Consider the following 24,643-nt stretch of genomic DNA (forward strand, 5'->3'; position numbering starts at 1 on the left):
TAGCGGTGATGCGAATGTTTACCCCCTGAAACAATCTTGTTCTATGAAGAAATCCCCCCTTGTGTTCGCTGGCGTCATCATCGCCCTTGCAGGCAGCATCTGCGCACCACTTCACGGTGCCGAAATACCGTCCCAGGACGCCGTAACCTCCGTCATGCAGCGTGTGGCTGATTGGCAGATTGAGCACATTGACGATACCTCTTACACGATTCGTGTGGGCAAGGACCCGCACCACATCCGCGACTGGACACACGGGGCGCTTTGGGTGGGCATGGTCAAGTGGGCTGAGATGGCGGAAGATTCCAAATACTACGACTTTTTGCTCGATATTGCAGAACGCGGCAATTGGGAGCTTCATGATCGTCCCTACCACGCGGATGATCACACCGTTGGACAGCTCTACGTGGAATTGTACCGGAAGTTTGGAGGTCAGGAAAAAATTGAACCTACGCGCGAGCAGTTCGAATTCATCATGGCCAATCCGAGTGATGAACCCATTTGGCTGGGCCAGTATGAGCACCTTGAACGCTGGACCTGGTGTGATGCGTTGTTCATGTCTCCGCCGATCTGGGCCAAATTGAGCAAGATCACTGGCGATGACCGCTACGTGGACTGGATGGTGGAGGAATTCAAGGCGACCACAGACCATCTCTGGGATCCTGAGGAACAGCTTTATTTCAGAGACAATACCTACATCGAACGTCGCGACCACGGGCGCAAGGTCTTCTGGTCCCGTGGGAACGGGTGGGTATTTGCCGGACTGCCCCTGATTCTGGATGAACTCGACCCGGACTCACCGCACTATGGGTATTTCCTCGATCTCTATCACCAGATGGCGGAAAAGCTTGTGGAGCTGCAGACCGACGAGGGGCACTGGGCGATGAGTCTGTTAGCTGCGGATGTTTACCCGACACTGGAAACCAGTGGAACCTCATTTTTCACCTATGGCCTGGCGTGGGGCATCAACAACGGATTGCTCGACCGCGATACCTATCTCCCGGCTGTGCTCAAAGGATGGAAGTCCGTCACTGCTGCTGTCAACGACGATGGTATGCTGGGATACGTGCAGCCGATCGGTGCCGAACCTGGAAGCTCCTGGCCCGAGGTTACGGAAGTGTATGGCGTCGGTGCATTTCTCGCTGCAGGCAGCGAAGTTTACAAGCTGGCCAAGTGAGCGATACGAGGCATTGCAGCTTCACCCTTAGCGGGGTTTGGGGAAATTCTGATTCGGTCGCAGTGGCGTGCCTTGGCTACGCTTGCCGATGGTGAAGGTGCACCCCGTCTGATAGGGGGAAACAGGGATAGGGATTGGCGTGCCCACGGATCCGGTTCGCCAAGGCAAACCCCTGCACAAAAGCAATGAATCTGTGCCCACGATGAGGGGTGCAGGTTCGGGACTTCTCCACACTTTTCGATTTGAACATTGACCTTTTCTGTGAGGAATTCATTACTACGGTAACGATTCTTGCAGAAACAATGATCAAACCGAACGATGGATGACGTTTTTCCCATGGCCCGCGAGGCCGATGATGCGATGCAAGCCCTCAGCTATGAGTTGCGGGTGTTGAGCGCGATTCGGCGCATTGCGCGCTCGGTGGATGTCTATTCAAAACGGGTATCTCAGCGCTATGGCGTGACGGTGCCACAATTGATCTGTCTATTGCGAATCGACGAAATGGGGTCGCTTTCCATCAAGGAATTGGCGACCGCGGTGAATTTGAGTCCAAGTGTGGTGGTCGGGATTGTCGACCGCCTTGAGAAGCAGGAGTATGTCGTGCGGGAGCGGTCCATTCGTGACCGTCGCATCGTGCGTGTGCTGCTGACGGAACGGGCCAAAGCATTGATTGCAAATTCACCCTCCCCATTGCAGGAAAACCTCAAAGCGGCAGTCGGAAAGTTGCCGGAACTGGAACGCGCCACCATTGCGCTCTCTTTGGAAAAAGTCTGCGCCTTGATGGAGTCAGAGCGGGTCAACCCGGAGATGCAGGGCAGCGATGCCGCTCTTCTGGATATCGCTACGGTCTGAATTCGCGGGCAGATTCATGAGGTTTCCCACAGGCATGGACGTTGCTGAGTCGACGTGGCTTCGCGTTTCCGCGAAGTGGCCTGAAACCCTACAACTACAAAACAAAACTATGACTTGCACATTGATTCAATTGACAAAACGCAGCGTGGGCCTTGCCTCGCTCATCGCGGGTTTGCCCATGATGCTCATGGCGCAAAGCAGTGAAGAACTGCGCCAGCGCGTCGAACGCCTCGAGAGCGAACTGGCAGAAGCAAAAGCAGCACTCGCGAGTGCTGCGGATACAGGGCCATCCAAAATACAGCTCGGCAATCTGAGCATTGGAGGAGCGATGCGCGTCAACTATGTGATTGGGGACTACGAGAGTGGTCCGGGAGCGACGCGCGGTTCCAGTGGCGGCAACATGATGCTCGATACCTTTCGCATCAATCTGGACTACGTGAAGGGGCCGTGGAGTGCGAAGGCCGAATACCGTTGGTACAATGGCTACAACATGCTGCACACCGGTTGGCTGGGTTACACCGGTGAAACCGATTGGAGTGTGCAGCTGGGAGTCAACCGTGTGCCCTTTGGTCCGGGTGCCTACGGAGTCTCCAACAGTTGGTTTTTTGATCAGCATTTTTACGTTGGACTTGCGGATGACATGGATCTCGGGGTCAAATACACCACATCCCGGGGTGACCTGACCTGGGACTTTGCTTACTACGTATCGGATGAGGGCAATTATGTGGGTGCCTCCCGAGACTCTGCCCGCTATTCCTACGATCCGGTCATGTGGACCTACGAGGGGGAAAAACGCGGCTATGCGGAGCGGCATCAGGTCAACGCCCGTGTCATTGCGGATCTTTCGGACAGCACCGACTTGGGGGCCTCCCTGCAGGCGGGACTACTGGAGGGTGAGAAAAGCGACGATGGCAGCATGGTGGCAGGTTCGGTGCACATGGTGAACACCCTGGGCAAGTGGCGCGTCAACTCCCAGCTGACCTACTACAACTATGATATTGGTGCAGGTGCGACCGGGGATGATGAGTTGATTCCATTCGGAGCCTACGATTATGCGTGGCCAATTGCGACCGAAGCGGTGATTCCTGCGATTGCGGTGAGCTACAGCGTGGATACGGGTCACCTGGACTGGCTGGATTCGCTGACGCTCTACGCGGAGTACAGCTCGATCCTGAAGACGGGAAGCACGGCGGATGGAACCGACTTTAAGGACAGCTCGCTTGCAGTTCTCGGAGCCGCTTGGGCGCGCGGGGGATGGTACATTTACACCGATCTGGCATTTTCTGACGGAAATTATTTTGTCGGTCTGGACGATTTTACCACGCAGGGAGCGAACTTGAACGCCTCCTGGCAGAGCCGGTTGAACATCAATTTTGGCTACTATTTCTAGGATTGGATTTCCACAGAAAACTCTTGCAACCCCTACAAACCATCAAGACGACATGAATGTTCTCGAGGTTCGCAACCTGTACAAGATCTTCGGGCACAAGCCCGGGGATCGCGCCCTGCCCATGGTGAAAAATGGTGAAAGCAAGGCTACCATTCTCAAAAAAACGGGCTGTACGGTCGGCATCAACAATGCGACGTTCGATGTGAAAAAGGGAGAAATCTTTGTGATCATGGGACTTTCCGGCAGTGGAAAATCCACCGTGATCCGCTGCCTCAATCGCTTGATCGAACCGACCGATGGCGAAGTGCTCATCGACGGGCAAAACATTGTGGATCTCGACGCCGAGCAGCTGCGCAGTGTGCGCCGGAAAAAACTGAGCATGGTCTTCCAGCGCTTCGGATTGTTGCCGCACCGCAGCGTGATCGACAACGTTGCCTTCGGGCTGGAGGTGCAGGGCATCGGCAAGGCGGAGCGTCATGAAAAGGCGATGCAGGCTATTCAAACTGTTGGATTGTCCGGCTACCAGGATCAGATGACGCAGGCACTCAGCGGCGGCATGCAACAGCGGGTGGGGTTGGCGCGGGCATTGGCAAATGATCCCGAAATTTTGCTCATGGACGAGGCCTTTTCGGCACTTGATCCGTTGATTCGGGTGCAGTTGCAGGATGAGTTGCTCGAATTGCAATCGCGCATGCACAAGACGATCGTGTTCATCACGCATGATCTCGATGAGGCACTCAAACTGGGGTGTCGCATCGCCATCATGAAAGACGGTGCCATTGTACAAATCGGCACACCGGAAGAGATCCTGACAGATCCCGCCAACCAGTATGTGCAGGATTTTGTGGAAAATGTGGACCGTTCCCGTGTGATCACAGCTGGCAGCATCCTGCGCAAGACGAAGGTCGCCTACGAGTCGTATGGGCCACACCAGTGCCTGCGCATGATGAAGGAGTTTGGATCGTCAACGCTCTTTGTTGTGGATGAAAACCGCCACTTCAAAGGATACATCACGGTCGATGCCGCTGCCGAACTGGCCAAGACCGTTCTACCGGCAGAGGATGAACAAAAGAACAAGCACATCCGTTCCATCATACAGACGGATGCACCCACGGCACCGGAGAGCGCGGCCATTGCCGATATTGTGGGGGATGCATCGCGAACCGCACTGCCCATTGTGGTGCTTGGGGATGCCGAACCCGAGTTTCGCGGCATTGTCAGCCGCCCTGCCATCCTTGCCGCCCTGTCTGGAGACTGATACCATGGAATTACCTGTTGGAGAAGTATTTGAATCCCTCATCCGCTGGCTGAAGGCGAATCTGGGTGAACTGTTTGACGCGATCAGCGCGACCATCAATTTTGCGATCCTGTTGCTGGAACGCATCCTCTCGGTAGAGGCGGGTGTGCTGTTTCCCATGTTGTTCATGACGCTGCTCATCGCGGGTCTCTGTTTCGGACTGTTGTCCCGCAAGTTGCCGTGGAAGCAAGCCCTTGCAGCCGGGGTTGCTGTGATGATCGCCGGCATCCTATTGCACAACTGGCGCAGCCATCGCCTGACGCAAACAGTGACCGCTGATCAGCTGACAACCCTGCACGCGGGTATTGCCCAGGTCGAAGACCAGCTGGCACAGGCTCCAGACGCCCTGCGTGAGACGGTTGATGCACCCTCCGGGCAGCGTGAACTGTCACGGGTTCGCACGCAGATCGAACGCGCGAATGCGGGTGAAGCGTTGACCAGTGTGCTCAGCCTGAGCAATTACCAGCGTTCACGCGCCTTTCTGGATCGACTTGCAATGGGGCAGGGTCCGCTCGCCGAGTCTGCTGCGACACTGTCTGCATCACTGGCGGATCTGAATCCAGCACCCCTGCCGTGGTTTTCCTGGGCGGTGACGTCCCTGTTGCTGATCCTGCTTGCATGGTATGGAGCAGGTAGGGGACTGGCAATTTTCACCTTAATCGGTTGCGGACTCATCCAGTCGATGGGGTTCTGGGAACCGACTGTGGAAACGCTGGCACTTGTGATTTCGGCCACTGCATTTGCGCTGCTGATCGGAGTGCCGCTGGGTATCGCTGCGGCGGCAAGCCAGATTGTGGACCGCGTGTCCAAACCCGTGCTCGACTTCATGCAAACGATGCCGGCATTCGTGTATTTGATCCCGGCGGTCTTGTTTTTTGGACTGGGCAAGGTACCCGGTGCGATTGCGACATTGATTTTTGCCATGCCACCCGCCGTGCGCCTCACCAGTCTGGGAATTCGTGGAGTGCCAACCGAAGTCGTGGAGGCCGCGCAGTCCTTCGGGTCGACACCGATGCAACTGCTGTTTAAGGCGCAACTGCCGATCGCGTTGCCCACGATCCTGGCCGGACTGAATCAGACCATCATGCTGGCCCTGTCGATGGTGGTGATTGGGGGCATGATCGGGGCCGGAGGACTCGGAGAGGTTGTGCTCAGTGGCATCACCCAACTCAAAATCGGACTGGGATTCGAGAGCGGACTGTCGGTTGTGATCCTTGCGATCTACCTCGACCGCCTCACCCAGTCCATCGGAAGTATCAGTGAGAAACGCTGAATCGACCTAAATTAAACCCAAAAACTCAAACTGTTTATGAAATCAAAGAAACTGAAAATGACACTACATACCCTGATCCTGAGTGCGATGACCTTGGGATTCACAGGATGTCAACCCACCGCAAACGACAACACCGGATCTGGCGCTGAAGCCGCTGGAGCGGAGGAACCCAAGGTGGCAAATCTGGCCTATGTCAACTGGGCTGAAGGGGTGGCCTACACCCACCTCGCCAAAGTGGTTCTCGAGGAAAAAATGGGCTATGAAGTCAACCTGACCATGGCCGATGTGGGACCTGCCTACATGGCGGTTGCTGACGGCAACCAGGATGCTTTCATGGAGTGCTGGCCGGGCATTCATCAGGACTATCTCAACGAAGTGGGGGATCGCCTGGTGGACCTGGGAGTGGTCTATGAGGGAACCTCGCTGGGACTGGTTGTTCCCAGCTATGTCACCATTGACAAGATTTCGGAACTCAATGCGCACAAGGACAAGTTCAAGGGCGTGATTACCGGAATTGACTCGGGTGCCGGCATGATGCGCCAGACGGCAGACTACATCATCCCGGAATACGAGCTTGAGCTGGAACTCGTGCCCTCCAGCGGACCGGCCATGACGGCCGCATTGTCCGCCGCTGTGGAAGCAGGGGAGTGGATTGTGGTTACCGGATGGCGGCCGCACTGGATGTTCGGGCGCTGGGATCTCAAGATTCTTGAGCAGGATGCTGACAAGACGGTCTGGGAAGAAGGCAGCATTCACATCCAGGGACGGGCGGATATTGCTGAGGATAAGCCAACCCTGGCGGCCTTCCTCAAGAACATGCATCTCACGGATCCCCAGCTCAGTGACCTGATGGTGAAGATTGAAGATTCGGACTACGAAGTGGTGGAAGTCGCACGGGAGTGGATGTATGCCAACGAGTCCGTCGTGGATGCCTGGATTCCCTAACCCCGTAGCAGTTTGCCGGTCTCCTTGCCGGGCAAATGCCTGAATCCAGAGATCGGTGTTGCTGCGACAAACCCGAAAAAACCAGCAAGGGAGAGCGGCTTGCTCTGATACTTTATCCCGCCCATGAAAACAACCTGTTGTTACGCCCTGTTGTGCCTGTGTCTCGGTCTCAGTACCCTGACGGCACAAGATCGCGAACCTGACGGTTCGCTCCAACTGCTTGTACCGGAGACATCTCCGGTCGTGAGCACGGATGGGACGCTCTCGCTCCGGTGGACGGATGCCGGAGCGCAGTCCAACTATCGACTCGAACGCAGCCGGGATGCCCAGTTCAGCGATTCGCTGACGATTTATGAAGGGGCCGATCTTGGCACCTTTGTTTCCGGTATGACGGCTGGAGTGTGGCACTACCGCCTGAGCGCGCTGGATGCAGAATCGGGTGAACCCGTGCCGGGAACCAAACCCGTTTTGACAGAAGTGCGTGTCGAGTTTGTTTCCGCACGACAAGTCGTATGGCTGATGAGTGCGGGAGCGGTCACGCTGGTGTGCATTGTCGGATCGGTACTGACGGGATATCGCCGGTATCGCGGTTGGAATCTCAACGCGGAGGCATCATGAGGGTATTGCAGGAAGAAACGATACTCGATCCCAATGTGGGCTGGATACTGCTTGCGCTGTTTGGAGTGCTCTGGGTCGGACTGGGATTTTATTGGGGGCGCAAAGCGCAAAACCTCGACGGCTTCATGCTCGCGGGTCGTAACGTGGGGCTGGCACTGGGAACAGCGACCGCGATGGCCACCTGGGTGACCTCGAATACGGTGATGCTCGCTCCGCAGTTTGCCCTGCAGATGGGAATCTGGGGCATGCTGGCCTACGCCACTGCGAGCTTTGGTCTCTTTCTCTTTGCGCCAATGGCGATCCGCATCCGTCAGCTGATTCCCAAAGGCTACACCAGTGGAGACTTTATCCGACTGCGCTATGGTCCAGTGGCATGGGCCTTGTTTCTGCTCATTTCCATGGTCTATTCCATGGCTTGGCTGGTGAGCATGGCCATGGCAGGTGGCATCGTGCTGCAGGCCCTGGCGGGCATCCCCTACATCTGGGGCATGAGTGTGATTTTGATCGTTTGCGTGCTTTATACCCTTGTGGGTGGACTCTATGCGGTCATTGGCACGGATTTCATCCAGAGCGTGATCATCCTTATCGGTGTTCTCGTGATTGGAGTGGTGGCCATGACGCGGGTCGATTTTGGCGCTGCCTATGAACGCATCGCGACGGTGCAGCCCGGATTGTTAATGGTCTTCATGCCAGTGGCACTGCTCTCGCTGTTCAACAACATGTTTTTCGGCTTTGGAGAAGTTTTCCACAACAACGTGTGGTGGACGCGTGCGTTTGCGATCCGCCGGGACGAAGTGGGCAAGGCCTTTTTGCTCTCCGGATGTTTCTGGCTGCCCATTCCGATTGCGGCAGGCTTTATCGCTTTGTTTAGCGGTTCGCTGGGCATCAATGTGACCGATGTGGACATGGTCGGACCCCTTGTGGCGGGTCATGTGCTGGGTCCGGTCGGTGCGATGGTGGTGTTTGTGGTCGTGTTCTGTTCCCTGGGTTCGAGCATCGACAGCCTGCTCGCCTCCACATCGGACCTCCTGGCGGAGGATGTGTATAAAAAACTGCTGCGCCCCGATATCGAGGATGACACACTGCGCCGTGCGACCTCCTGGATCATTGTGGGACTGGGTATTGTGACATGGTTCCTGTGTGCGCCGCGCCTTGGGAATTTGGTCACGGTGCTTTTTCTCTCGGGTCCGCTTGTGGGAAGTGCGATCTGGCCTGTGCTGACGGGCCTCTACTGGAAACGGGCCAATGCCTGGGGAGCCTGCTCGGCAATGGTGCTGGGAAGTGCGATCGGACTCTATGCCTACTTTTCAATCGGGTGGTTTGCCGCTACCCTCATTTCAACCGTCGTTTCCATGATTGTCGTGGTGGTGTTCACCTGGCTGCGCCCCGCCGATTTTGATTGGAAACAACTCTCCCGTGAAAGTCATTAATGCCTCAAGTGCTTGCCATCATGCAATTTTCAGAAAACTTGACTCAGTGGATCCTCTACGGCTCCCTCGCGCTCACCGCCCTTGCGCTGTGTTCCCTGTTGGTGCTGTTGTACCGCGATTTCATCCGTAAAAAAATCTGGTAAGACCATGACTATGTTTCAAAACCTGGAACCCAATAAAATCGCTCCCAACCTCAAGCCTCCCGAGGGGTCGGAGCACCTGCACCCGCAGGCCAGAGCGTTATTTGAGGAGAATCCCATCAACGTTCAGGTTCTCAGCAAGCTGGAGAATGAGTCCATTCTCAAAGTGAAGCAGTTTGACAAGGAAACGGTCATCGAGCTCGCAAAGTTGGCAGCGATTTTGGAAGACTTCCACATCGCACCCTATCACGTGCTGGACGGCAAGATCGCCACGACCGCATTTTTTGAGGCGAGCACTCGTACACGACTCTCCTTTGAGAGCGCAGTGCAGCGCCTGGGAGGACGCATCCTGAGCATTCCCGAAGGGGGAGTGACCGGAGTCAAAAAGGGCGAATCCCTCGAAGACATTGGTGAAATGTTCAATGCCTATTGTGACATGGTGATCATGCGTCACACCGAGACGGACTGCCTGAAACGCATCCTCAAACACCTTCGGGTTCCGCTCATCAATGCTGGAAACGGCACCGGTGAACACCCGACCCAGGCACTCGCCGACTGGTATGCCCTACTGAAATGGAGACCGGGTCTGGCTGACGAAAAGGATGACAAGATGCTCAATCTGGGCATCCTTGGTACTCCCGGGCAGATGCGCGCAGTGAAGAGTTTTCTTCTGATGTCGCTATTGTTCCGGCGTAAGATTCGCAAGGTCACGGTGATCTCGGAAATGGCGGATCCCTTTGGACTCGACATCACCGAAGCACTGGACGGCGCGGACATCGACTATGAGGTGACCAATGATATTCAGGAGGCCCTCCCGACGCTGGATGTGATCTACATGAACTCGATCGCACTGCTTGGGGAGAGCTATCAACAGCTTGGCAATCGCTACATGCTCAACAGCGAGAGCAAACTCAAACCGGAGTCTGTGATCCTGCATCCACTGGCGCGGCTCAAAGAGCTGGACACTTCCCTCGATAACACCCAGCACAACCTGTATTTCACGCAGGCCCATGGTGCGGTGTTCATTCGGCAGGCACTGTTGATATCGGTCTTTGGCCGACTCGACCGCCTGCCCGACGACATCCCCCTTCTCAAGTAAGGAGGGCTGTTGCTGTTTTCTGAATCGGACCCGGCCTGATGGTCGAGTCCGTCTGTTGAATGGATTTCATTTTACCTTGCCAACGCCGGGGCAACATTAACCGGCGAACCCATACCTAAATATCATGTGCGGAATCGCAGGAGTCTTCACCCGTCAACGCCTCGACAGCAGGCACGAACGCGCCATTGGCCCGATGCTGGAGCAAATCCGGCACCGTGGGCCGGACAGCCAAAAGCACTATGCCGATGCAGAGAACGGTTTGCTGATGGGCCACACCCGTCTGATCATCAATGATTTTGCGACGGGCGAGCAGCCGTTATTTGAGGAACAGGGCGACCTGGTGCTCACCGTCAACGGTGAGTTCTATGATTTCAAGAAACACCGCTCTCGTGCGATGGCAGAGGGACATCGGTTTGCCACAAAGTCGGACAGTGAAGTGGTGCTTCCGCTCTACCGCAAACACGGGCTCGCTTTTACGGAGCACTTGCGCGGTGAGTTTGCCTTTACGCTCTTCGACCGCAAGAAGCAGGAGCTGATCCTGGTGCGGGACCGTTTTGGCATTCGTCCGCTCTTTTTTCATCTCAGCAACGACACGTTGGTCTATGGTTCTGAGGCCAAGGCGGTGTTGGCCCATCCGGACGTGCCGCGACAGATCGACCCCAAGGCAGTGATGCACCAGATGATGCAGACCACGGTCCCGGGCATGTCGTCGTTTGTCGGTATTCGCGCGCTGGAACCTGGGCGCATGTTGCGTGTTCGCAGGACAGCAGATCGCCTTGAAGTCAGCGAACACAGCTACTGGGACTACGAATTTCCCGAGATGGAAGCACGCGAACCCATGAGCGAAGAAGCTGCCATTGAGCAGGTGAGGGAAAAGCTGATTGAGTCGATTGTGCTGCGGCTGGAGGCGGATGTGCCCGTCGGTTGTTATCTCTCAGGTGGCATCGACAGCTGTTGCATTCTGGGTCTTGCAAGCGGGGCGATGCAGAGTCCGGTGAAGGCGTTCACGATCAGCTTTGATCATGACTCCTATGACGAGTCTGCCATTGCGGTGGAAATGGCGCAATCGATGCAGGCCGATCATGAGATGATTCGATTGCAGGCCGATGATTTGTATGGCGACAACTACGTGAATACGGTTTTCCATGCGGAGCGCTCCTTCTACAATACGCTGGGTGTGGCCAAGAATCTCATGAGCCGCCGCGTTTGGCAGTGTGACTACCGCACTGTGATTACGGGTGAAGGGGCGGATGAGCTGTTTGCAGGTTATCCCGCACTCAAGCGCGATCATTTTCTGCACGGATTGAAGCACCTGCCTGAAAAGGAACGCCAGTTACTGCACGCCCAGCTCGAAAAATCGAATCAGCTGTTTAAAGGTGCCATCCTCGCTGAGGATCAGCTTTCGCATCCGGCATTTGATGATATTTGCGGGTTTACGCCTTCGTGGATTCAACCCTGGATGGCGACACTGGAGTTGATCAAGCCCCTTCTGAGCGCCGATGTGAAGGCTGCTCTGGGCAGTTATGATCCGATTGAGGGCATCGTGGAGAAACTGGATGCGGGCATGATCCGTGGCCGCCATCCACTCGATATGGCCCAGTACACCTGGAGCAAAACCCAGCTGGAGGGTCAGATCTTGAACTGGGGTGGAGACCGGGTGGACATGGCGAACTCCATGGAGTCGCGACCCGCCTTTCTCGACCATCACCTCGCACAGGTGGCAACGCGCATCCCGCCAGAGTATCGCATCAAGGGGAACACTGAAAAATGGGTGTTGCGCGAAGCGGTGAAGGGTGTACTGCCAGAGGTGCTTTACAAGCGCGAGAAGTTTGCATTCATGGCACCGCCGGCCCATACGGACCCCTCGAAGAAGCGACGCCTGCAGGAACTGCTCGACACCTATGTCAACGAAAGCCGAATTCGCACCGCCGGACTTTTTGATCCGGTTGCAGTGAAACACTTTCTCGAAGCCTATCATGCGGACCAGGATCCGGTGTCCCTGACGCGCAAGGACACAGTGGTCAACCATCTGCTCTGCCTGCAGATCATGGATTCGCTCTTCATTCAGCGCTGAGTTGAGATTGTGATCATGCCTGAGACCGATGCAAACCCGCCTCGCGTTCGCCTGGAACGCCTGAAATCCCACGTGGAGGAACTTGCGCAGTTTGGTCGCAACGAGAGTGATGGTGCGCTTTATCGCACAGCTTTTTCGGATGCGGACCTCGAAGCGAGACGCTGGTTGATCGGAAAACTGGAAGCACTGGGACTGCCTGCGCAAATGGATGGGGCTGGCAACGTGAAGGCGTTGCTCAAGGGAAGCGGAGACCGGCCTCGATTGGTCGTGGGATCGCACACCGATACTGTACCGCGCGGGGGAGCACTGGACGGTAGTCTGGGCGTGCTCAGTGCGCTGGAGTGCCTGCAGACCCTGATGGATGCGAACTGGATACCGGAGAGGGATATTGAATTGGTGGCGTTCAGCGATGAAGAGGGTCGCTTTGGCGGCATGTTTGGTTCGGAGGCCTATTGCGGAAAAGTAACGCCAGAACGCCTGGAGTATTACTGTGAGGCTGAGGAGCAGACCTTGCGACAGGCGATGCAACAGCAGGGAATGGATCCCGAAGCGGCCTTGTCTGTGGGGCAGGATCCCTCACAAATCGCGGGCTATCTGGAGTTACACATCGAGCAGGGGCCGGTCTTGCACCACCTGGGTAAGCAAGTGGGCATCGTTCAGGCGATCACCGGACTCTTCAAGTGGCGGGTGTGTCTGGTGGGACAGAGCAATCACGCGGGTACGACACCGATGAACCTGCGGCAGGATGCGCTCATGGGACTCGCAGAGTTTGCGTTTTCGGTATCGCGGGTTCTGGAGGAATATGGCACTGAGGAGAGTCGTGCAACGATTGGGCGCGCCCAGATTTTGCCCGGTGCTGCAAACACGGTTCCGGGATTTGTGGAATTCACCCTGGATGTTCGTGACCCGAACCCCGAGATTCTCCGGGAACTGGAGCAGGCCTTTGCCCGATCTTTACGGGCAATTTGCCAGCGCCGCAGTTTGGGCTGTGAGCGCGAGCAGCTGAGTTGGATTCCGCCGGTTTCCTGCGATCCGGAAATGGTCGCTCTGCTGGAAAGCTCAGCGCGGAAACGGGGACTTCAGGCGCATTGCATGAACAGTGGAGCAGCGCACGATGCCCAAATCATGGCGAATCTGACTCGCATCGGCATGATTTTTGTGCCCAGTAAAGCGGGCTTGAGCCATGACCCCGGTGAATATACGGAATGGAGTGATATTGAGGCAGGTGCAAATCTCCTGCTTGAAATGATATTGCAGATGGATGCGAGGGTTGCCTGAGGCAGCCGTTCCTGCATCTGAGAAATCGAATTTTGAAAACAATATAATGAGTGCCGCACCCAGTGATCCCCTGAAACAAATCTACCACGAATCGATCGTGGACCACCCGATGCATTTTAAGCAGTTGTCCAACGCGGGCACTGCACTGCTCTGCATCGACTTGCAGTACCTGGATGCCGCCGAGGGCTACGGAGTGTTTCAAAATCCCGAGGTGTCGGGAGTCAGTGAACAGGATCGGCGCTACTATTTTGACACACTCAATGGTTATGTGCTGCCAAACGTGCGTCGATTGCAGGATGCATTTCGCACCCATGGGCTTGAGGTGATTCATGTGCGCATTCAGGCACTGACTCAGGATGGACGGGACCGTTCAACAGGACACAAGCGGCTGCAGCTGCTTGCACGACCCGGCTCCCGCGAGGCGGATTTTCTCGAGCAAATCGAACCGCAGGGAGACGAAATCGTGATCAACAAGACCGCCAGTGGGGTGTTTTCCTGTACGAACCTTCACTACGTGCTCAAGAACATGGGAGTAGGGGCATTGTTTGTGGTCGGCGTCTACACCAATGAATGCGTAGAGACGACGATCCGGGACGCCTGCGATCTCGGATATTCCGTGACGATGGTGGAAGATGGCTGCACAACAGTGACTGAGATGCTGCACCGCGCCTCCATCGCGACACTCAAGGACCGCTACGCACGTGTGATTTCGACGCAACAGGCGATCGAGGATATCCAGACCTATGTGGATACACCTGGCAGTGCAGCGCAGTCATGAGAAATTCCCTCAAGGGCAATGGATCGATGTGCCGAATATAGTACACATTTTGTGATATTTTGAAGGGGGAACATTGTTTCCATTCATGGGCACGGTAGTGTCACATCGTGGACGTTGCGAGCGGCAGGTGCCGCTCGGATGACACGATCCCAACTCAACCCCGAATATCATGAAACAATTGCTGCGTAATCGGATTTGCGGTGCCCTGGTGGCGTCGCTTACCTGCTTGCTTCCCTCTTCCCTTCTGCAGGCGCAGAAGTTTGAGGGGCTGGCCCTGACTCCACCCATGGGGTGGAACTCGTGGAATACCTTTGAGAGCCACATCAACGAACAACTCGTCAAGGATACTGCGGAAGCGATGATTCGCACCGGTATGCGTGATGCTGGCTATGTTTACATCGTGCTCGATGACTGCTGGTCGCTCAGGGAGAGGGATCCTGAGGGAAATCTGGTTGCTGATCCTGAGAAATTTCCAAGCGGCATGAAAGCCCTTGCAGACTACTTGCATGAGCGTGGATTCAAGTTTGGCATCTACGGTTGTGCGGGCAAGACAACCTGTGCCGGGTATCCCGGAAGCATGGGCCATGAGTATCAGGATGCCCGGACATTTGCGTCGTGGGGTGTGGATTATTTGAAATACGACTGGTGTGCCACCGGAACACGCGATGCAATCGAGGCCTATACGACGATGCGGGATGCGCTCTATCAAGCTGGGCGTCCGATTGTGTTCAGTCTCTGCGAGTGGGGAACCGCCGATCCCTGGCTTTGGGGCAAGCAGGTCGGGCACCTCTGGCGTGTGTCGGGCGATATTTATGACTGCTGGGACTGCGAACAGGAGTGGTCGCGCGGATGGAAGTCAATTCTGGACCTGTACCACAACAAAAAGCCTTCGAGTGGCGGAAGGGATGGTCTGGGACAGTACTCAGGGCCGGATGGCTGGAACGACCTCGACATGATGGAAGTGGGCAATGCCGGACTCAGCACCATTGAATCGCGCTCGCATTTTGCGCTGTGGTGCATGGTGGCCTCACCCTTGATGGCTGGCAATGACCTGCGCATCATGTCCGACGAGATCGCAGCGATACTGACAGACAAAGAGGCACTTGCGATCAATCAGGATCCACTCGGAGTACCTGGGTGGCGCTATGGCATCGTGCCGGATAAGTATGAAATCTGGATTCGTCCGCTGGAGGGGGGAGACTGGGCGGTGTGTGTGCTCAACGACAGTGACCAGGATCTCGACATCACCCTGGAGTGGGAACGCCTCGAGCGACACCTTTCCGGTCACTTCGAAATCTTTGACATCTGGGATAAACAGTCACTAGGCACGAACGAAGGAGCACTCTCCAAGCGTGTCAAATCTCACGACACCTGGTTCATGCGACTGAGTAATCGTGCGGGCTGATACCCTTTATGCTGTAAACAACTGAGTTTTGAAACATCGGCTGGGGAATGCCAGCCGATGAGGCCTATGGGCCGGGACTCCGCGCGCATTGCGCTTGCGCAATGGGTGCCATTGCACGAGGCTGATGCGAATGCAGACGAAGCGGTTTTCTATCGGGTTGGCACTGGCCTGTCTTGTGGCGGCTGTGTTTCCAATAAACGCAAGTGCAACAAATCCCGACTGGCAGGGCCGATGGGCGCTGACTCGGGAGGGCGGCGGTGCCGGTTGGCTCGAGATCACGCAGCAGGACGGTTACCTGGATGGAAAGATACTGTGGCGATGGGGCAGCGTGGCTGCGGTGTCGAGCGTGACGCTCGACGGGGATCTGCTTTGGGTGACGAGGGTGCGACAGATTGAACGTAAAGATGCCGCAGGCAAGGTGGTCCGCACCCAGCAATTGACCGAGACTTGGCGCCTCGAGGCGGACGCGGAGCAGGTGAGGGGCGAATACCTTTCGCCGCAGCCGGATGGAAGAGCGTTGGTGCGAGAAGCCTTCAGCGCAGTACGGATTCCGGAACTGCCGCCGCGTCCGGATTTGTCGAAGCTGCGCTTTGGGGAGGCGGTGGATTTACTCGCTGGCAGCAGCCTGGACGGATGGGAATTGACGGATCCGCAGAGCGTGAACGGCTGGAGCGTTACCGAGCACGGGGTGCTGGTCAACGATCCGGTTCAGACTGAAGGGGAGCCTCACATCCACTATGGGAACCTGCGCACTGTGGCGGAGTTTGAAGATTTTTCCCTGAGCTTTGAGGTCCGGGTGCCTGAAAAAGGCAACAGTGGGGTGTACTTGCGCGGGGTGTACGAAGTGCAGGTGCTCGACAGTGCGCACCGGGACGCAAGTGCACTGAACATGGGAGCGATCTACAGCCGTATCGCACCCGCAACGCGGGCGGAACGTCCTGCAGGCACCTGGCAACAGATGGACATCATGCTCGTGGATCGCCATGTGACTGTGCGGCTTAACGGCACTGTCGTGATCGACAATCAGGCTCTGACCGGCATCACCGGCGGTGCGCTATGGGCGGATGAACTGCGACCCGGCCCGATCTACCTGCAAGGGGATCACACTGGTGTGGAATACCGCAATCTGCAATTGCGTCCCGTGCTGGATCAGTAGACAAGGGCAATGCCTGAGGTGCCTGGTCGTATTGCAGGACAGTCGAAGCTTGCATTGCCGTGTGAGCTGCATTGCGTTTGAATCTGTTCATGGATTTTGCAGTGTTTCCATTGGTGGATGGAGGAGCGGAGGAACTCATCCTCGGTCCCGAATATTACTGGGACAATTCCAGGCGCACGGAAGTCAATCGCATCAATCTTCAGCGTACCCTCAGTGGAGCTGCGTTTTGGCAGGATGCAAGTGGACGTCGTCTCGTGCCTCTGGGCAAAATCATGATCTTCACCCAACGGGAACCGACGGTCTATGGATATCCTCCGGAAGCGATCCGTCCCTATCGGCATCGCTACCTGTCGATTGATCCGGGACCGACGGTTGTTCCATTGTTTCAACGCCTGCGGGCTGACTTTGGATCGGTGCTATCCATGGATCCCAAAGGAGAGGCATGTCAGGCATTTGACGAGCTGTTTCAACGCTTCACCCAGCGCACCTTTCGGGATCGCTACCACGAGCTTGAGCTGATCACCTTGCTGTTCACCGCGATGTACCGTGAGCAGGTGGAGGAAGCGCGGGATCTGCGTCCGCTTCAGTATGGCAGTCACCTGATTCAGAATCAGTTTCGCAACGCCATTAGCGTGGAAACCATTGCAGAGCGCTGTGGCATGAGTCGTGAGCATTTCATGCGGTGCTACAAGCAAGAATATGGATGTGCTCCGGGGGCGGTACTGCGTCACCTTCGGCTTGAGAATGCCGCATTTCTACTGCGCAGCACGGAAAAAAGCGTTGAAAGCATTGCGCACGCCAGCGGATTTTCGAGCAGTAACGTCTGTTGCAGGGCTTTTCGCAGGCATTTTGGGATGACGCCGGGCCAGTATCGCGAGCGCAGCCGCAGGGAGCACGAGACGTAATGATGGGTTTTACGGAAGGAAGTTCTGCTAATACTGGGTCCTGGAATCCGAACACTCCGGTTGCGCTGTCAGCTCTGTCCGTATCTTGATAGTATGAAGCAATCCATTACCCTTTTTGTTTGTCTGGCATTATCTGTGAGTTCCCTGTATGCGGGGTTTCAACAGCGCACCGTTTCCTATGAACTCGATGGCGTGACCTTCGAATCCACGATCGTATGGAACGGGGAACTCGATGAAGCCAAGCCTGGCATCCTCATGGTCCCGAACTGGATGGGGCCGACGGAAGCCTCACTGAAGAAAGCGAAGCAGATCGCTGATGATGATTTTGTCGTGATGATGGTCGACATGTATGGCACTGCTGTTCGACCCACCAACGGTGGTGAGGCTGGAGCGGCAGCGGGCAAACTGCGCGAGGACCGTGCACTGATGCGTGCGCGTGCTGCCAAGGCACTCGAAGTTTTTCGCGAACACGGGAAGTCAGGTGAGATTCCACTCAACGCAAAACAAGTGGCGGGCATTGGCTTCTGTTTTGGAGGTGGAACGGTTCTCGAACTCGCACGCTCTGGCATCGATCTGGATGCGGTGGTATCCTTCCACGGGGATCTGCTTTCGCCGACACTTGCTTCCGATGCTGTCAATACGCAAGCCAAGGTACTGGTCCTGCACGGGGCAGCGGATCCTTATGTGCCGCAGGAGCATGTGCAGGAATGGGTGGCTGTCATGAATGCGACGCAAGTGGATTGGACGCTCGTTCAGTTCAGCGGTGCGGTGCATTCGTTCACGGACCCCTCTGCGAACAGTGATGGAGCACGCTATGACAAGCGCACAGCCAAACGAGCGTTTGAGATGATGGACGATCTCTTCGATGAGATCTGGGACTAAGCAGGGCCGCTATCCGCTGGCGAATTGACAATTGCTGCTATCGTGGAGTCAGCCGCACGGGATTGACCACCTGCGGCTGACTGATGTTGTAAACTCGTAGTTCAGAAACGTTCGGTTCCGCCAGCAAAGCTGCGCACTTGAAAATCGTGCTGCTGCAGGATGCGAGCGGCAAAATAACTCATTTTCCCATAGCTGCAGACGGTCAGGACCGGGAGTTTCCGGTCGAGTTCGTTCAGGCGTTTTTCGTTCAGTCCGGTGATACCGGCGGCGACCGCAAAAACGCGGACAATGGCGGTTCCGATGGAGCCAGGATAGGGCAGTGCGGTGGAAGGATTGTGGATGTGATCGGCAATGATCCGTCCCTGGCGATTGGCGGGACCGCCCAGCGGCACGTTTGAGGGTTGCCCGGAAATGGCGCACCGCGCTTCGACTACATCCCCTGCAGCATAGATATCGGGATCGCTTGTCTGCATGAACGGGTTGACGCGGATGTGTCCGCGTTCTCCGAGTTCGAGCGAGGCGGTGTTTGCCAGCTGGTTTTCAGGGCGCACGCCGATGGATAGAAGAACCATGTCGGTTTCCACACGGATTCCGCTTTGCAAGATAGCGCTGACCTGGTTACCGTTGGATTCGAAACGATTCACACCATCAGAGAGATAGACTTCAATTCCACGGGAGCGTAGGGCTTTGAGAACGGGAAGTGCCATATCAGAATCGAGTTGCGGTAAGACCTGATCCTGGAGTTCCACAACGGTCACTTTTTTGCCGATGTGGTGTAGCTGTTCGGCCATTTCGAGGCCGATGAATCCTGCTCCGACCACAAGAGCGTGCTGTGCATCGACGGCTTTGGAAACAATGCGATCCATGTCCTGCAGATTGCGCAAGGTGAAGATGGAGGAATGATCGATGCCAGGTATGGGAGGAACCACGGGAGAGGCTCCCGGAGTGAGGATCAGCTTTTCGTAAGGGAGCAGGGATTCCTCTCCGCTCTCCAGATCGCGAACACGCACGATTTTCCGACTGCGATCAATGGCAACGGCTTCGGTTCGCACCCGCACTTCCAGGTTGAGCAGGGCCTTGAGCGATGCGGGTGTTTGCACGGCGAGCTGATCACGCTGCTCAATCTCCCCACCGACATAGTAGGGAAGTCCGCAATTGGCAAAGGAAACGTCGGGACCGCGCTCGATGATGAGGATGGGCACAAACTCGTCCAGGCGTCGCAGACGTGCTGCTGCGCTGGCACCACCAGCGACACCACCGATGATGAGGATGGGTCGTCGTGTTGCGGATTCGGGTGTGACAGAAGCTTCGAATGGGCTTGATTTCATAGCTGAAAACCATCGTGGGATTCGTGCGAGAAAGGTCAAATATTAAAATATAAGAATATTCTAAATTTATGAAGCACAAATGTTCTATTCTGAGCGATTTCTGAAGCGGGGTTACAGAATCTTGTTAAAGACTTCCTGTAACTTCTGTTTCATCTCCTTCACGGACAAGTCCTTCTGGATGAAGTAGTCCACACCGGCGCGGATGCAGCTCAGCACGGTTTTTTTATCGTTTTCGGAGGTGAGAATGATGATACGGGAGTGCAGTTTGCTTGCTTTCATTTCGAGCAGGGTATCCAGCCCGGATTTTCGCGGCAGACTGTAGGACATGATCACCAGATCAAACTCATTGAGCACAAATTCCCGATATCCTGTGATCCCATCAGCGGCTTCGCGAATGGTCTTCACTCCCATGCTCTTGAGAATGGTTTGGTAGAGCAGGCGAAACTCTTCACTATCTTCAACGATCAGAACAGATTCTGGAACTTTTTGCTTAGGCTTATTCACATTTTGTCCGATTCCTTAGGTGGCATTTGTCTCGCTGCTGCGGGATGAAGGCAACCTCATTCAATTCTTCTCATCATGATGGCCGACTACGGAGGCACTTCAAAGCGCAAAATCCTGATTGTGGACGATATCGCGTTCAATCGCACTGTGCTGAACAAGATTCTTGGCAAGTCCGGCTATGAACTTGCGATTGCCACTTCGGGTGATCAGGCGCTGACGCAACTGGATGTCTTTAGTCCCGATATCGTGCTGTTGGATTTCATGATGCCAGGCAAGAGTGGACTGGATGTATTGCGCATCATGAAAGCAGACACTCGCTACCGGGGCATCCCTGTGATTTTTCTCACTGCCAGCGATGAGATGGAGTACATGACCGAGGCCTTCAACGCTGGTGCAGTCGATTACATCACCAAACCCTTCAAGGCGGCTGAGCTGAATGCACGGGTGAACACCCAGGTGCGCCGCCTCGACGATGCGGACGCGATCAAGCTCAAGATCCAGGAGCAGCAGGAACTCATCCATGTGTTGGCCCATGATCTGCGCAATCCACTGGTGGCTTGCCGAGGACTGGTTGAGCTGGTCGAAGCGGGCGATGCCGACATTCTCACCATGGGGCCGCGGCTGCGGCAATCCATGCAGAAATGCCTCGATACCATCGAACTGGTTCGCAAGAAAGGCTTGCTGGAGGAAGATGTATCTCAGCTGAGCCTGGAACCGATCCTGATACGCCGCGAGATGGACAGTGTGCTGGACGATTTTGCCGAGGTGATGCAGCGCAAGGGAATTCGGGTGATAAATTCAATCCCGGAGGATCTGTATGTGCAGTCGGAGCACACTTCGCTGAACAATGTGGTGTTCAGCAATCTGGTGAGCAATGCGATCAAATTTTCCTACCCGAATTCCAAGGTGGAGATCAGTGCGACTGAATCGGATGGCATCGTGGAGGTGCGCATCAAGGACTACGGTATGGGCATTCCCGAGTTCCTCATGCCCCAAATCTTCAATCCGCGCAAAGTGACCCGACGGGCCGGCACTCTGAATGAACAGGGCACAGGTTACGGGATGGGACTGGTTCGCAAATTGATGACGGTATACGGTGGAGGTATTGCGATTGATTCCACCGCCAAGAGCGCAGACAACCGCAATCACGGAACCACCATGATGTTGAGGTTCCGAAGTGCGGAACCCCTTGCACAGGAGTGAATATGCCTGGCAGGTTAACTCAGCACATTGAGTCTGAAAGGCACTGACAGCACCCGCACTTACGCATCGCCAAACATGCTCGCATCAATGTGGGCAAGGATTTCGGCCTCAGTCATGCGTGTTTGTTGGGTCGTATCGCGATCCCGCACGGTGAAGGTTGCATTTTCGAGAGAGTCAAAGTCCACCGTGATGCAGAAGGGTGTGCCGATCTCATCCATGCGGCGGTAGCGACGACCGATGGCTCCGGACTGATCGTAGAACACATTCCAGCGGCGCTGCAGCTTGCGATAGAGTTGCTGCGCCATTTCCACAATCTCGGGCTTGTTCTTGACCAGCGGGAATACGGCCGCTGTGACAGGAGCAATTTTGGGGTGGAAGCGCAGCAGAGTGCGGCGCTCGCCATCAATCTCGTCTTCGGCATAGGCAGAACAGAGCACAGCAAGCATGGTGCGGTCGACTCCGACAGACGGTTCGATCACATGCGGAAGGTAACGCTCCTTGCGAGCTTCGTCAAAATACTCCAAATTCTTGCCGGAATGCTCCTGATGTTGACTGAGGTCAAAATTTCCACGAGCGGCAATGCCCCACAGCTCCTGGCGTCCAAACGGGAAATCAAAAGTGATGTCCGTTGTTGCACGTGAGTAGTGGGACAGTTTTTCCTTGGGATGAATGTGCTCACCCAGGCGTTCCCGCGGGATGCCGATGCCAACGAGCCAGTCGATGCAGAGGTCAATCCACTCCCGGTGTTTGACTGGCCAGAGGTCGTCATCGCCGGGAATAAAATATTCGATCTCCATCTGCTCGAACTCGCGGGAGCGGAAAATGAAATTGCGCGGTGTGATCTCGTTTCGAAATGCCTTGCCTACCTGCGCGATTCCAAAGGGGAGTTTCACGCGGGACGAGTCGACGACATTCTTGAAATTGGTGAAAATTCCCTGCGCGGTTTCGGGTCGCAGGTAGGTTTTGGAGTTTTCATCCGCCAGTGCACCCACAAAGGTTTGAAACATCATGTTGAAGGCACGGGGCGGAGTGAGGGAACCCGGCTTTCCGGTGGCGGGCGATGGAATCAACGGGATTTCCTCATCAGCAGCTTCGGTAAATTCCCTGATCTCCAGCGCGTCAAGCTGGCCTTGCACACCGGCCTTGCGCTTGAGTTCCTGAGCCTTTGCCTCAAGCTCCTTCTCTGTGTCGGCTCCCTCCTGAACGCAGACGTATCCGATCTGATTTCCATCGACCTTGACCTGGGCGTAAAAGAGCTGATCGGCGCGGTAACGCATTTTCGAAGCCTTGCAGTCCACCAGGGGGTCCGTGAAATTGTCGAGGTGACCTGAGGCCTTCCAGACCTTGGCACTCTGAATGATGGTGGAATCGACGCCGACCACATCATCGCGCTGGTGTACCATTTCTTTCCACCAGACATTTTTGAGGTTTTGGCGAAGCTCCACTCCCAGTGGGCCATAATCGTAAAATCCGTTGATCCCTCCATAAATCTCGGAAGCCGGGAAAATGAATCCGCGGCGCTTGAGCAGGGATACGAGAGTGTCCATTGTAAGAAGTTCAGTCGACATGATCAAACGCCCAAGCATGGTTGTGTCGCTGATGGCGTCAAGCCTTCGTTGGGCATGCCATGCCCGGCAAACATGGGCTTGCGACTAACGAGTATTCTCATGCTAAGGTATTGTGATTGAATTATTTCCCAAGGAAATCTACATTGCTGCAAACGTGCCGACTGCGAACGCTACATGACGGACTCAAGCCATAAGGATCCCTTGAAAAACCTCGAGGGTTGCATGGGTGAGGATATTGAAAAAATGATGACCACGGAGGTTATTCATGATTTCAAAAATATCCTCACTGGCATTTTGGGCAACTTGGCGATCGCGAAGGACTGGAGTAATCCCGAAGATCAGGCTTATCCCTTTATTGAGGCGGCGGAACGGGTGGCGCGCCATGCGAACCAGCTGGCGCTGCAGATGCTTGCCAACGCCAAGGGTGGGGAGCGCGAGTTGGTTGAAGTGAGCATGGCGCGACTGGTGCGGGATGCTGTCGATATGATGATCGGTGGCAGTTCCTGTTCTTCCAAGGTGGTCATTGATTCGGACCTTTGCCTTGTCCATGGGGATGAGACCCGCCTGATGCAGGTGCTCAACAACTTGCTGGTCAACGCAAAGCAGGCCATGCCAAAAGGCGGTGTGGTCACGGTTCGGCTGGGAAATCTCACGGTGACCGAGCAATCCCAGTATCGCCTGCGACCGGGACGCTACGTGCGAGTCAGTGTGGAAGACCATGGTGTGGGCATACCGGAGCAGAACCTCACGCAGATCTTCAAGATGCACTTCACGACCAAAAAGGAGGGAACCGGGATTGGACTCGCCTCCTGTATTTATATCATCAAAAAACACGGTGGCACGATTCATGTGGAGTCGGAGGAAGGTCAGGGTTCGACCTTCACGCTTTTGCTGCCAGCGCTGGATAAGCTGGATTCCGAAGTGACGCCGCAGCCGAGCAAGCCCGTCGATGGCAGTGGATGCATCCTTGTCATGGATGATGAAGCCATGGTGCAACAGGCATTGGGGGACATGCTCGGTGTGTTCGGATTTGACGTCGAATTTGCAGATGATGGAGAGCACGCGATCGAGAATTATCAGCGTGCGATGGACCAAGGTAAGCCCTACCGTTTGGTGATCATGGATTTGACGATTCCCGGTGGAATGGGGGGCGTCGAAACCGTACGCAGGCTGCGAGAGATCGATCCGGAGGTGAAGGCGGTGGTATCGAGCGGACACGCCAATGATCCAGCAATGCTGCATTGCCGGGATTTTGGTTTTTCCGGCTCCATCCAGAAACCTTACTCGCTGAAGGACCTGCAAAAACTGGTTGCTACGATTCTGAATCCGGACTGAACCATGCCC

The 24,643-nt window shown here is 55.5% G+C and carries 21 protein-coding genes and 1 pseudogene; 19 read left to right on the forward strand and 3 right to left on the reverse strand.

From position 1 onward, the window contains the following. Nucleotides 1–43 precede the first annotated feature (43 nt). The 17 genes and pseudogenes from ABQ298_02515 (at nucleotide 44) to ABQ298_02595 (ending at nucleotide 18,696) form a co-directional block, all read left to right on the forward strand. Entirely contained in the window at nucleotides 44–1,174 is a 1,131-nt protein-coding gene (locus tag ABQ298_02515) for a glycoside hydrolase family 88 protein (GenBank protein MEQ9823237.1), read from the forward strand. A 318-nt stretch (nucleotides 1,175–1,492) separates the two neighbouring features. Then, nucleotides 1,493–2,026, forward strand: a complete 534-nt coding sequence (locus ABQ298_02520; GenBank protein MEQ9823238.1) for a MarR family transcriptional regulator — start codon at nucleotides 1,493–1,495, stop codon at nucleotides 2,024–2,026. A gap of 109 nt (nucleotides 2,027–2,135) precedes the next feature. Continuing rightward, the gene (locus tag ABQ298_02525) at nucleotides 2,136–3,416 is read left to right on the forward strand and encodes a hypothetical protein (protein MEQ9823239.1); all 1,281 of its coding nucleotides are present in this window, start codon (nucleotides 2,136–2,138) and stop codon (nucleotides 3,414–3,416) included. A 52-nt stretch (nucleotides 3,417–3,468) separates the two neighbouring features. Continuing rightward, a complete protein-coding gene (locus tag ABQ298_02530; protein MEQ9823240.1) occupies nucleotides 3,469–4,674 on the forward strand; it encodes a glycine betaine/L-proline ABC transporter ATP-binding protein in 1,206 nt (401 codons plus the stop codon). Nucleotides 4,675–5,296: 622 nt separating this feature from the next. Next, nucleotides 5,297–5,986 (forward strand): annotated as a pseudogene (locus ABQ298_02535) (ABC transporter permease subunit). A gap of 57 nt (nucleotides 5,987–6,043) precedes the next feature. Then, nucleotides 6,044–6,931 (forward strand): glycine betaine ABC transporter substrate-binding protein, encoded by an 888-nt coding sequence (locus tag ABQ298_02540; protein ID MEQ9823241.1) that lies wholly within the window; start codon nucleotides 6,044–6,046, stop codon nucleotides 6,929–6,931. Between the two features lie 123 nt (nucleotides 6,932–7,054). Further along, nucleotides 7,055–7,549 (forward strand): hypothetical protein, encoded by a 495-nt coding sequence (locus ABQ298_02545; protein MEQ9823242.1) that lies wholly within the window; start codon nucleotides 7,055–7,057, stop codon nucleotides 7,547–7,549. Further along, nucleotides 7,546–8,979, forward strand: a complete 1,434-nt coding sequence (locus tag ABQ298_02550) for a sodium:solute symporter family protein (GenBank protein ID MEQ9823243.1) — start codon at nucleotides 7,546–7,548, stop codon at nucleotides 8,977–8,979. Before ABQ298_02545 ends, ABQ298_02550 begins: the two co-directional genes overlap by 4 nt. Before the next feature lie 20 nt (nucleotides 8,980–8,999). Next, nucleotides 9,000–9,122, forward strand: coding sequence for a hypothetical protein (locus ABQ298_02555; protein MEQ9823244.1), 123 nt, complete (start codon nucleotides 9,000–9,002; stop codon nucleotides 9,120–9,122). Between the two features lie 4 nt (nucleotides 9,123–9,126). Continuing rightward, nucleotides 9,127–10,218, forward strand: coding sequence for an aspartate carbamoyltransferase (locus ABQ298_02560; protein MEQ9823245.1), 1,092 nt, complete (start codon nucleotides 9,127–9,129; stop codon nucleotides 10,216–10,218). A 124-nt stretch (nucleotides 10,219–10,342) separates the two neighbouring features. Next, the gene (gene asnB / locus ABQ298_02565) at nucleotides 10,343–12,292 is read left to right on the forward strand and encodes an asparagine synthase (glutamine-hydrolyzing) (protein ID MEQ9823246.1); all 1,950 of its coding nucleotides are present in this window, start codon (nucleotides 10,343–10,345) and stop codon (nucleotides 12,290–12,292) included. Between the two features lie 15 nt (nucleotides 12,293–12,307). Next, nucleotides 12,308–13,570 carry a Zn-dependent hydrolase gene (locus tag ABQ298_02570; protein ID MEQ9823247.1) on the forward strand — a complete coding sequence of 421 codons (1,263 nt, stop codon included), beginning with the start codon at nucleotides 12,308–12,310 and terminating at the stop codon, nucleotides 13,568–13,570. Nucleotides 13,571–13,616: 46 nt separating this feature from the next. Continuing rightward, nucleotides 13,617–14,348 carry an isochorismatase family cysteine hydrolase gene (locus ABQ298_02575; protein ID MEQ9823248.1) on the forward strand — a complete coding sequence of 244 codons (732 nt, stop codon included), beginning with the start codon at nucleotides 13,617–13,619 and terminating at the stop codon, nucleotides 14,346–14,348. A gap of 169 nt (nucleotides 14,349–14,517) precedes the next feature. Continuing rightward, complete coding sequence (locus ABQ298_02580) at nucleotides 14,518–15,753, forward strand: glycoside hydrolase family 27 protein (GenBank protein ID MEQ9823249.1); 1,236 nt, start codon at nucleotides 14,518–14,520, stop codon at nucleotides 15,751–15,753. 124 nt (nucleotides 15,754–15,877) lie between these two features. Next, nucleotides 15,878–16,909 carry a DUF1080 domain-containing protein gene (locus ABQ298_02585; GenBank protein MEQ9823250.1) on the forward strand — a complete coding sequence of 344 codons (1,032 nt, stop codon included), beginning with the start codon at nucleotides 15,878–15,880 and terminating at the stop codon, nucleotides 16,907–16,909. A gap of 89 nt (nucleotides 16,910–16,998) precedes the next feature. Continuing rightward, nucleotides 16,999–17,814 carry an AraC family transcriptional regulator gene (locus ABQ298_02590; GenBank protein ID MEQ9823251.1) on the forward strand — a complete coding sequence of 272 codons (816 nt, stop codon included), beginning with the start codon at nucleotides 16,999–17,001 and terminating at the stop codon, nucleotides 17,812–17,814. 93 nt (nucleotides 17,815–17,907) lie between these two features. Continuing rightward, complete coding sequence (locus ABQ298_02595; GenBank protein MEQ9823252.1) at nucleotides 17,908–18,696, forward strand: dienelactone hydrolase family protein; 789 nt, start codon at nucleotides 17,908–17,910, stop codon at nucleotides 18,694–18,696. A 101-nt stretch (nucleotides 18,697–18,797) separates the two neighbouring features. Here ABQ298_02595 and ABQ298_02600 read toward each other — a convergent pair whose 3' ends face one another. Both ABQ298_02600 and ABQ298_02605 read right to left on the reverse strand, forming a co-directional pair. Beyond that, nucleotides 18,798–20,024 (reverse strand): FAD-dependent oxidoreductase, encoded by a 1,227-nt coding sequence (locus tag ABQ298_02600; protein MEQ9823253.1) that lies wholly within the window; start codon nucleotides 20,022–20,024, stop codon nucleotides 18,798–18,800. A 111-nt stretch (nucleotides 20,025–20,135) separates the two neighbouring features. Then, nucleotides 20,136–20,528 (reverse strand): response regulator, encoded by a 393-nt coding sequence (locus ABQ298_02605; GenBank protein ID MEQ9823254.1) that lies wholly within the window; start codon nucleotides 20,526–20,528, stop codon nucleotides 20,136–20,138. Nucleotides 20,529–20,603: 75 nt separating this feature from the next. Between ABQ298_02605 and ABQ298_02610 the strand changes: the two genes are divergently transcribed. After that, nucleotides 20,604–21,731 (forward strand): hybrid sensor histidine kinase/response regulator, encoded by a 1,128-nt coding sequence (locus ABQ298_02610; protein ID MEQ9823255.1) that lies wholly within the window; start codon nucleotides 20,604–20,606, stop codon nucleotides 21,729–21,731. 59 nt (nucleotides 21,732–21,790) lie between these two features. Here the strand turns inward: ABQ298_02610 and ABQ298_02615 are convergent, their stop codons facing one another. Beyond that, a complete protein-coding gene (locus ABQ298_02615) occupies nucleotides 21,791–23,299 on the reverse strand; it encodes a glycine--tRNA ligase (protein MEQ9823256.1) in 1,509 nt (502 codons plus the stop codon). 174 nt (nucleotides 23,300–23,473) lie between these two features. Here ABQ298_02615 and ABQ298_02620 point away from each other — a divergent pair, with 174 nt between their 5' ends. Next, nucleotides 23,474–24,634, forward strand: coding sequence for an ATP-binding protein (locus ABQ298_02620; GenBank protein ID MEQ9823257.1), 1,161 nt, complete (start codon nucleotides 23,474–23,476; stop codon nucleotides 24,632–24,634). Nucleotides 24,635–24,643 lie beyond the last annotated feature (9 nt).

This window comes from Puniceicoccaceae bacterium (assembly GCA_040224245.1).
Taxonomy (GTDB): Bacteria; Verrucomicrobiota; Verrucomicrobiia; order Opitutales; family JAFGAQ01; genus JAKSBQ01.

Coding starts and splice junctions, on each gene's coding strand:
- ABQ298_02585 (MEQ9823250.1), top strand. CDS start 15,878: ATGCGAATGCAGACGAAGCGGTTTTCTATCGGGTTGGCACTGGCCTGT.
- ABQ298_02515 (MEQ9823237.1), top strand. CDS start 44: ATGAAGAAATCCCCCCTTGTGTTCGCTGGCGTCATCATCGCCCTTGCA.
- ABQ298_02560 (MEQ9823245.1), top strand. CDS start 9,127: ATGACTATGTTTCAAAACCTGGAACCCAATAAAATCGCTCCCAACCTC.
- ABQ298_02595 (MEQ9823252.1), top strand. CDS start 17,908: ATGAAGCAATCCATTACCCTTTTTGTTTGTCTGGCATTATCTGTGAGT.
- ABQ298_02575 (MEQ9823248.1), top strand. CDS start 13,617: ATGAGTGCCGCACCCAGTGATCCCCTGAAACAAATCTACCACGAATCG.
- ABQ298_02590 (MEQ9823251.1), top strand. CDS start 16,999: ATGGATTTTGCAGTGTTTCCATTGGTGGATGGAGGAGCGGAGGAACTC.
- ABQ298_02620 (MEQ9823257.1), top strand. CDS start 23,474: ATGACGGACTCAAGCCATAAGGATCCCTTGAAAAACCTCGAGGGTTGC.
- asnB (MEQ9823246.1), top strand. CDS start 10,343: ATGTGCGGAATCGCAGGAGTCTTCACCCGTCAACGCCTCGACAGCAGG.
- ABQ298_02580 (MEQ9823249.1), top strand. CDS start 14,518: ATGAAACAATTGCTGCGTAATCGGATTTGCGGTGCCCTGGTGGCGTCG.
- ABQ298_02600 (MEQ9823253.1), bottom strand. CDS start 20,024: ATGAAATCAAGCCCATTCGAAGCTTCTGTCACACCCGAATCCGCAACA.
- ABQ298_02555 (MEQ9823244.1), top strand. CDS start 9,000: ATGCAATTTTCAGAAAACTTGACTCAGTGGATCCTCTACGGCTCCCTC.
- ABQ298_02540 (MEQ9823241.1), top strand. CDS start 6,044: ATGACACTACATACCCTGATCCTGAGTGCGATGACCTTGGGATTCACA.
- ABQ298_02610 (MEQ9823255.1), top strand. CDS start 20,604: ATGATGGCCGACTACGGAGGCACTTCAAAGCGCAAAATCCTGATTGTG.
- ABQ298_02525 (MEQ9823239.1), top strand. CDS start 2,136: ATGACTTGCACATTGATTCAATTGACAAAACGCAGCGTGGGCCTTGCC.
- ABQ298_02545 (MEQ9823242.1), top strand. CDS start 7,055: ATGAAAACAACCTGTTGTTACGCCCTGTTGTGCCTGTGTCTCGGTCTC.
- ABQ298_02570 (MEQ9823247.1), top strand. CDS start 12,308: ATGCCTGAGACCGATGCAAACCCGCCTCGCGTTCGCCTGGAACGCCTG.
- ABQ298_02530 (MEQ9823240.1), top strand. CDS start 3,469: ATGAATGTTCTCGAGGTTCGCAACCTGTACAAGATCTTCGGGCACAAG.
- ABQ298_02550 (MEQ9823243.1), top strand. CDS start 7,546: ATGAGGGTATTGCAGGAAGAAACGATACTCGATCCCAATGTGGGCTGG.
- ABQ298_02520 (MEQ9823238.1), top strand. CDS start 1,493: ATGGATGACGTTTTTCCCATGGCCCGCGAGGCCGATGATGCGATGCAA.
- ABQ298_02615 (MEQ9823256.1), bottom strand. CDS start 23,299: ATGTCGACTGAACTTCTTACAATGGACACTCTCGTATCCCTGCTCAAG.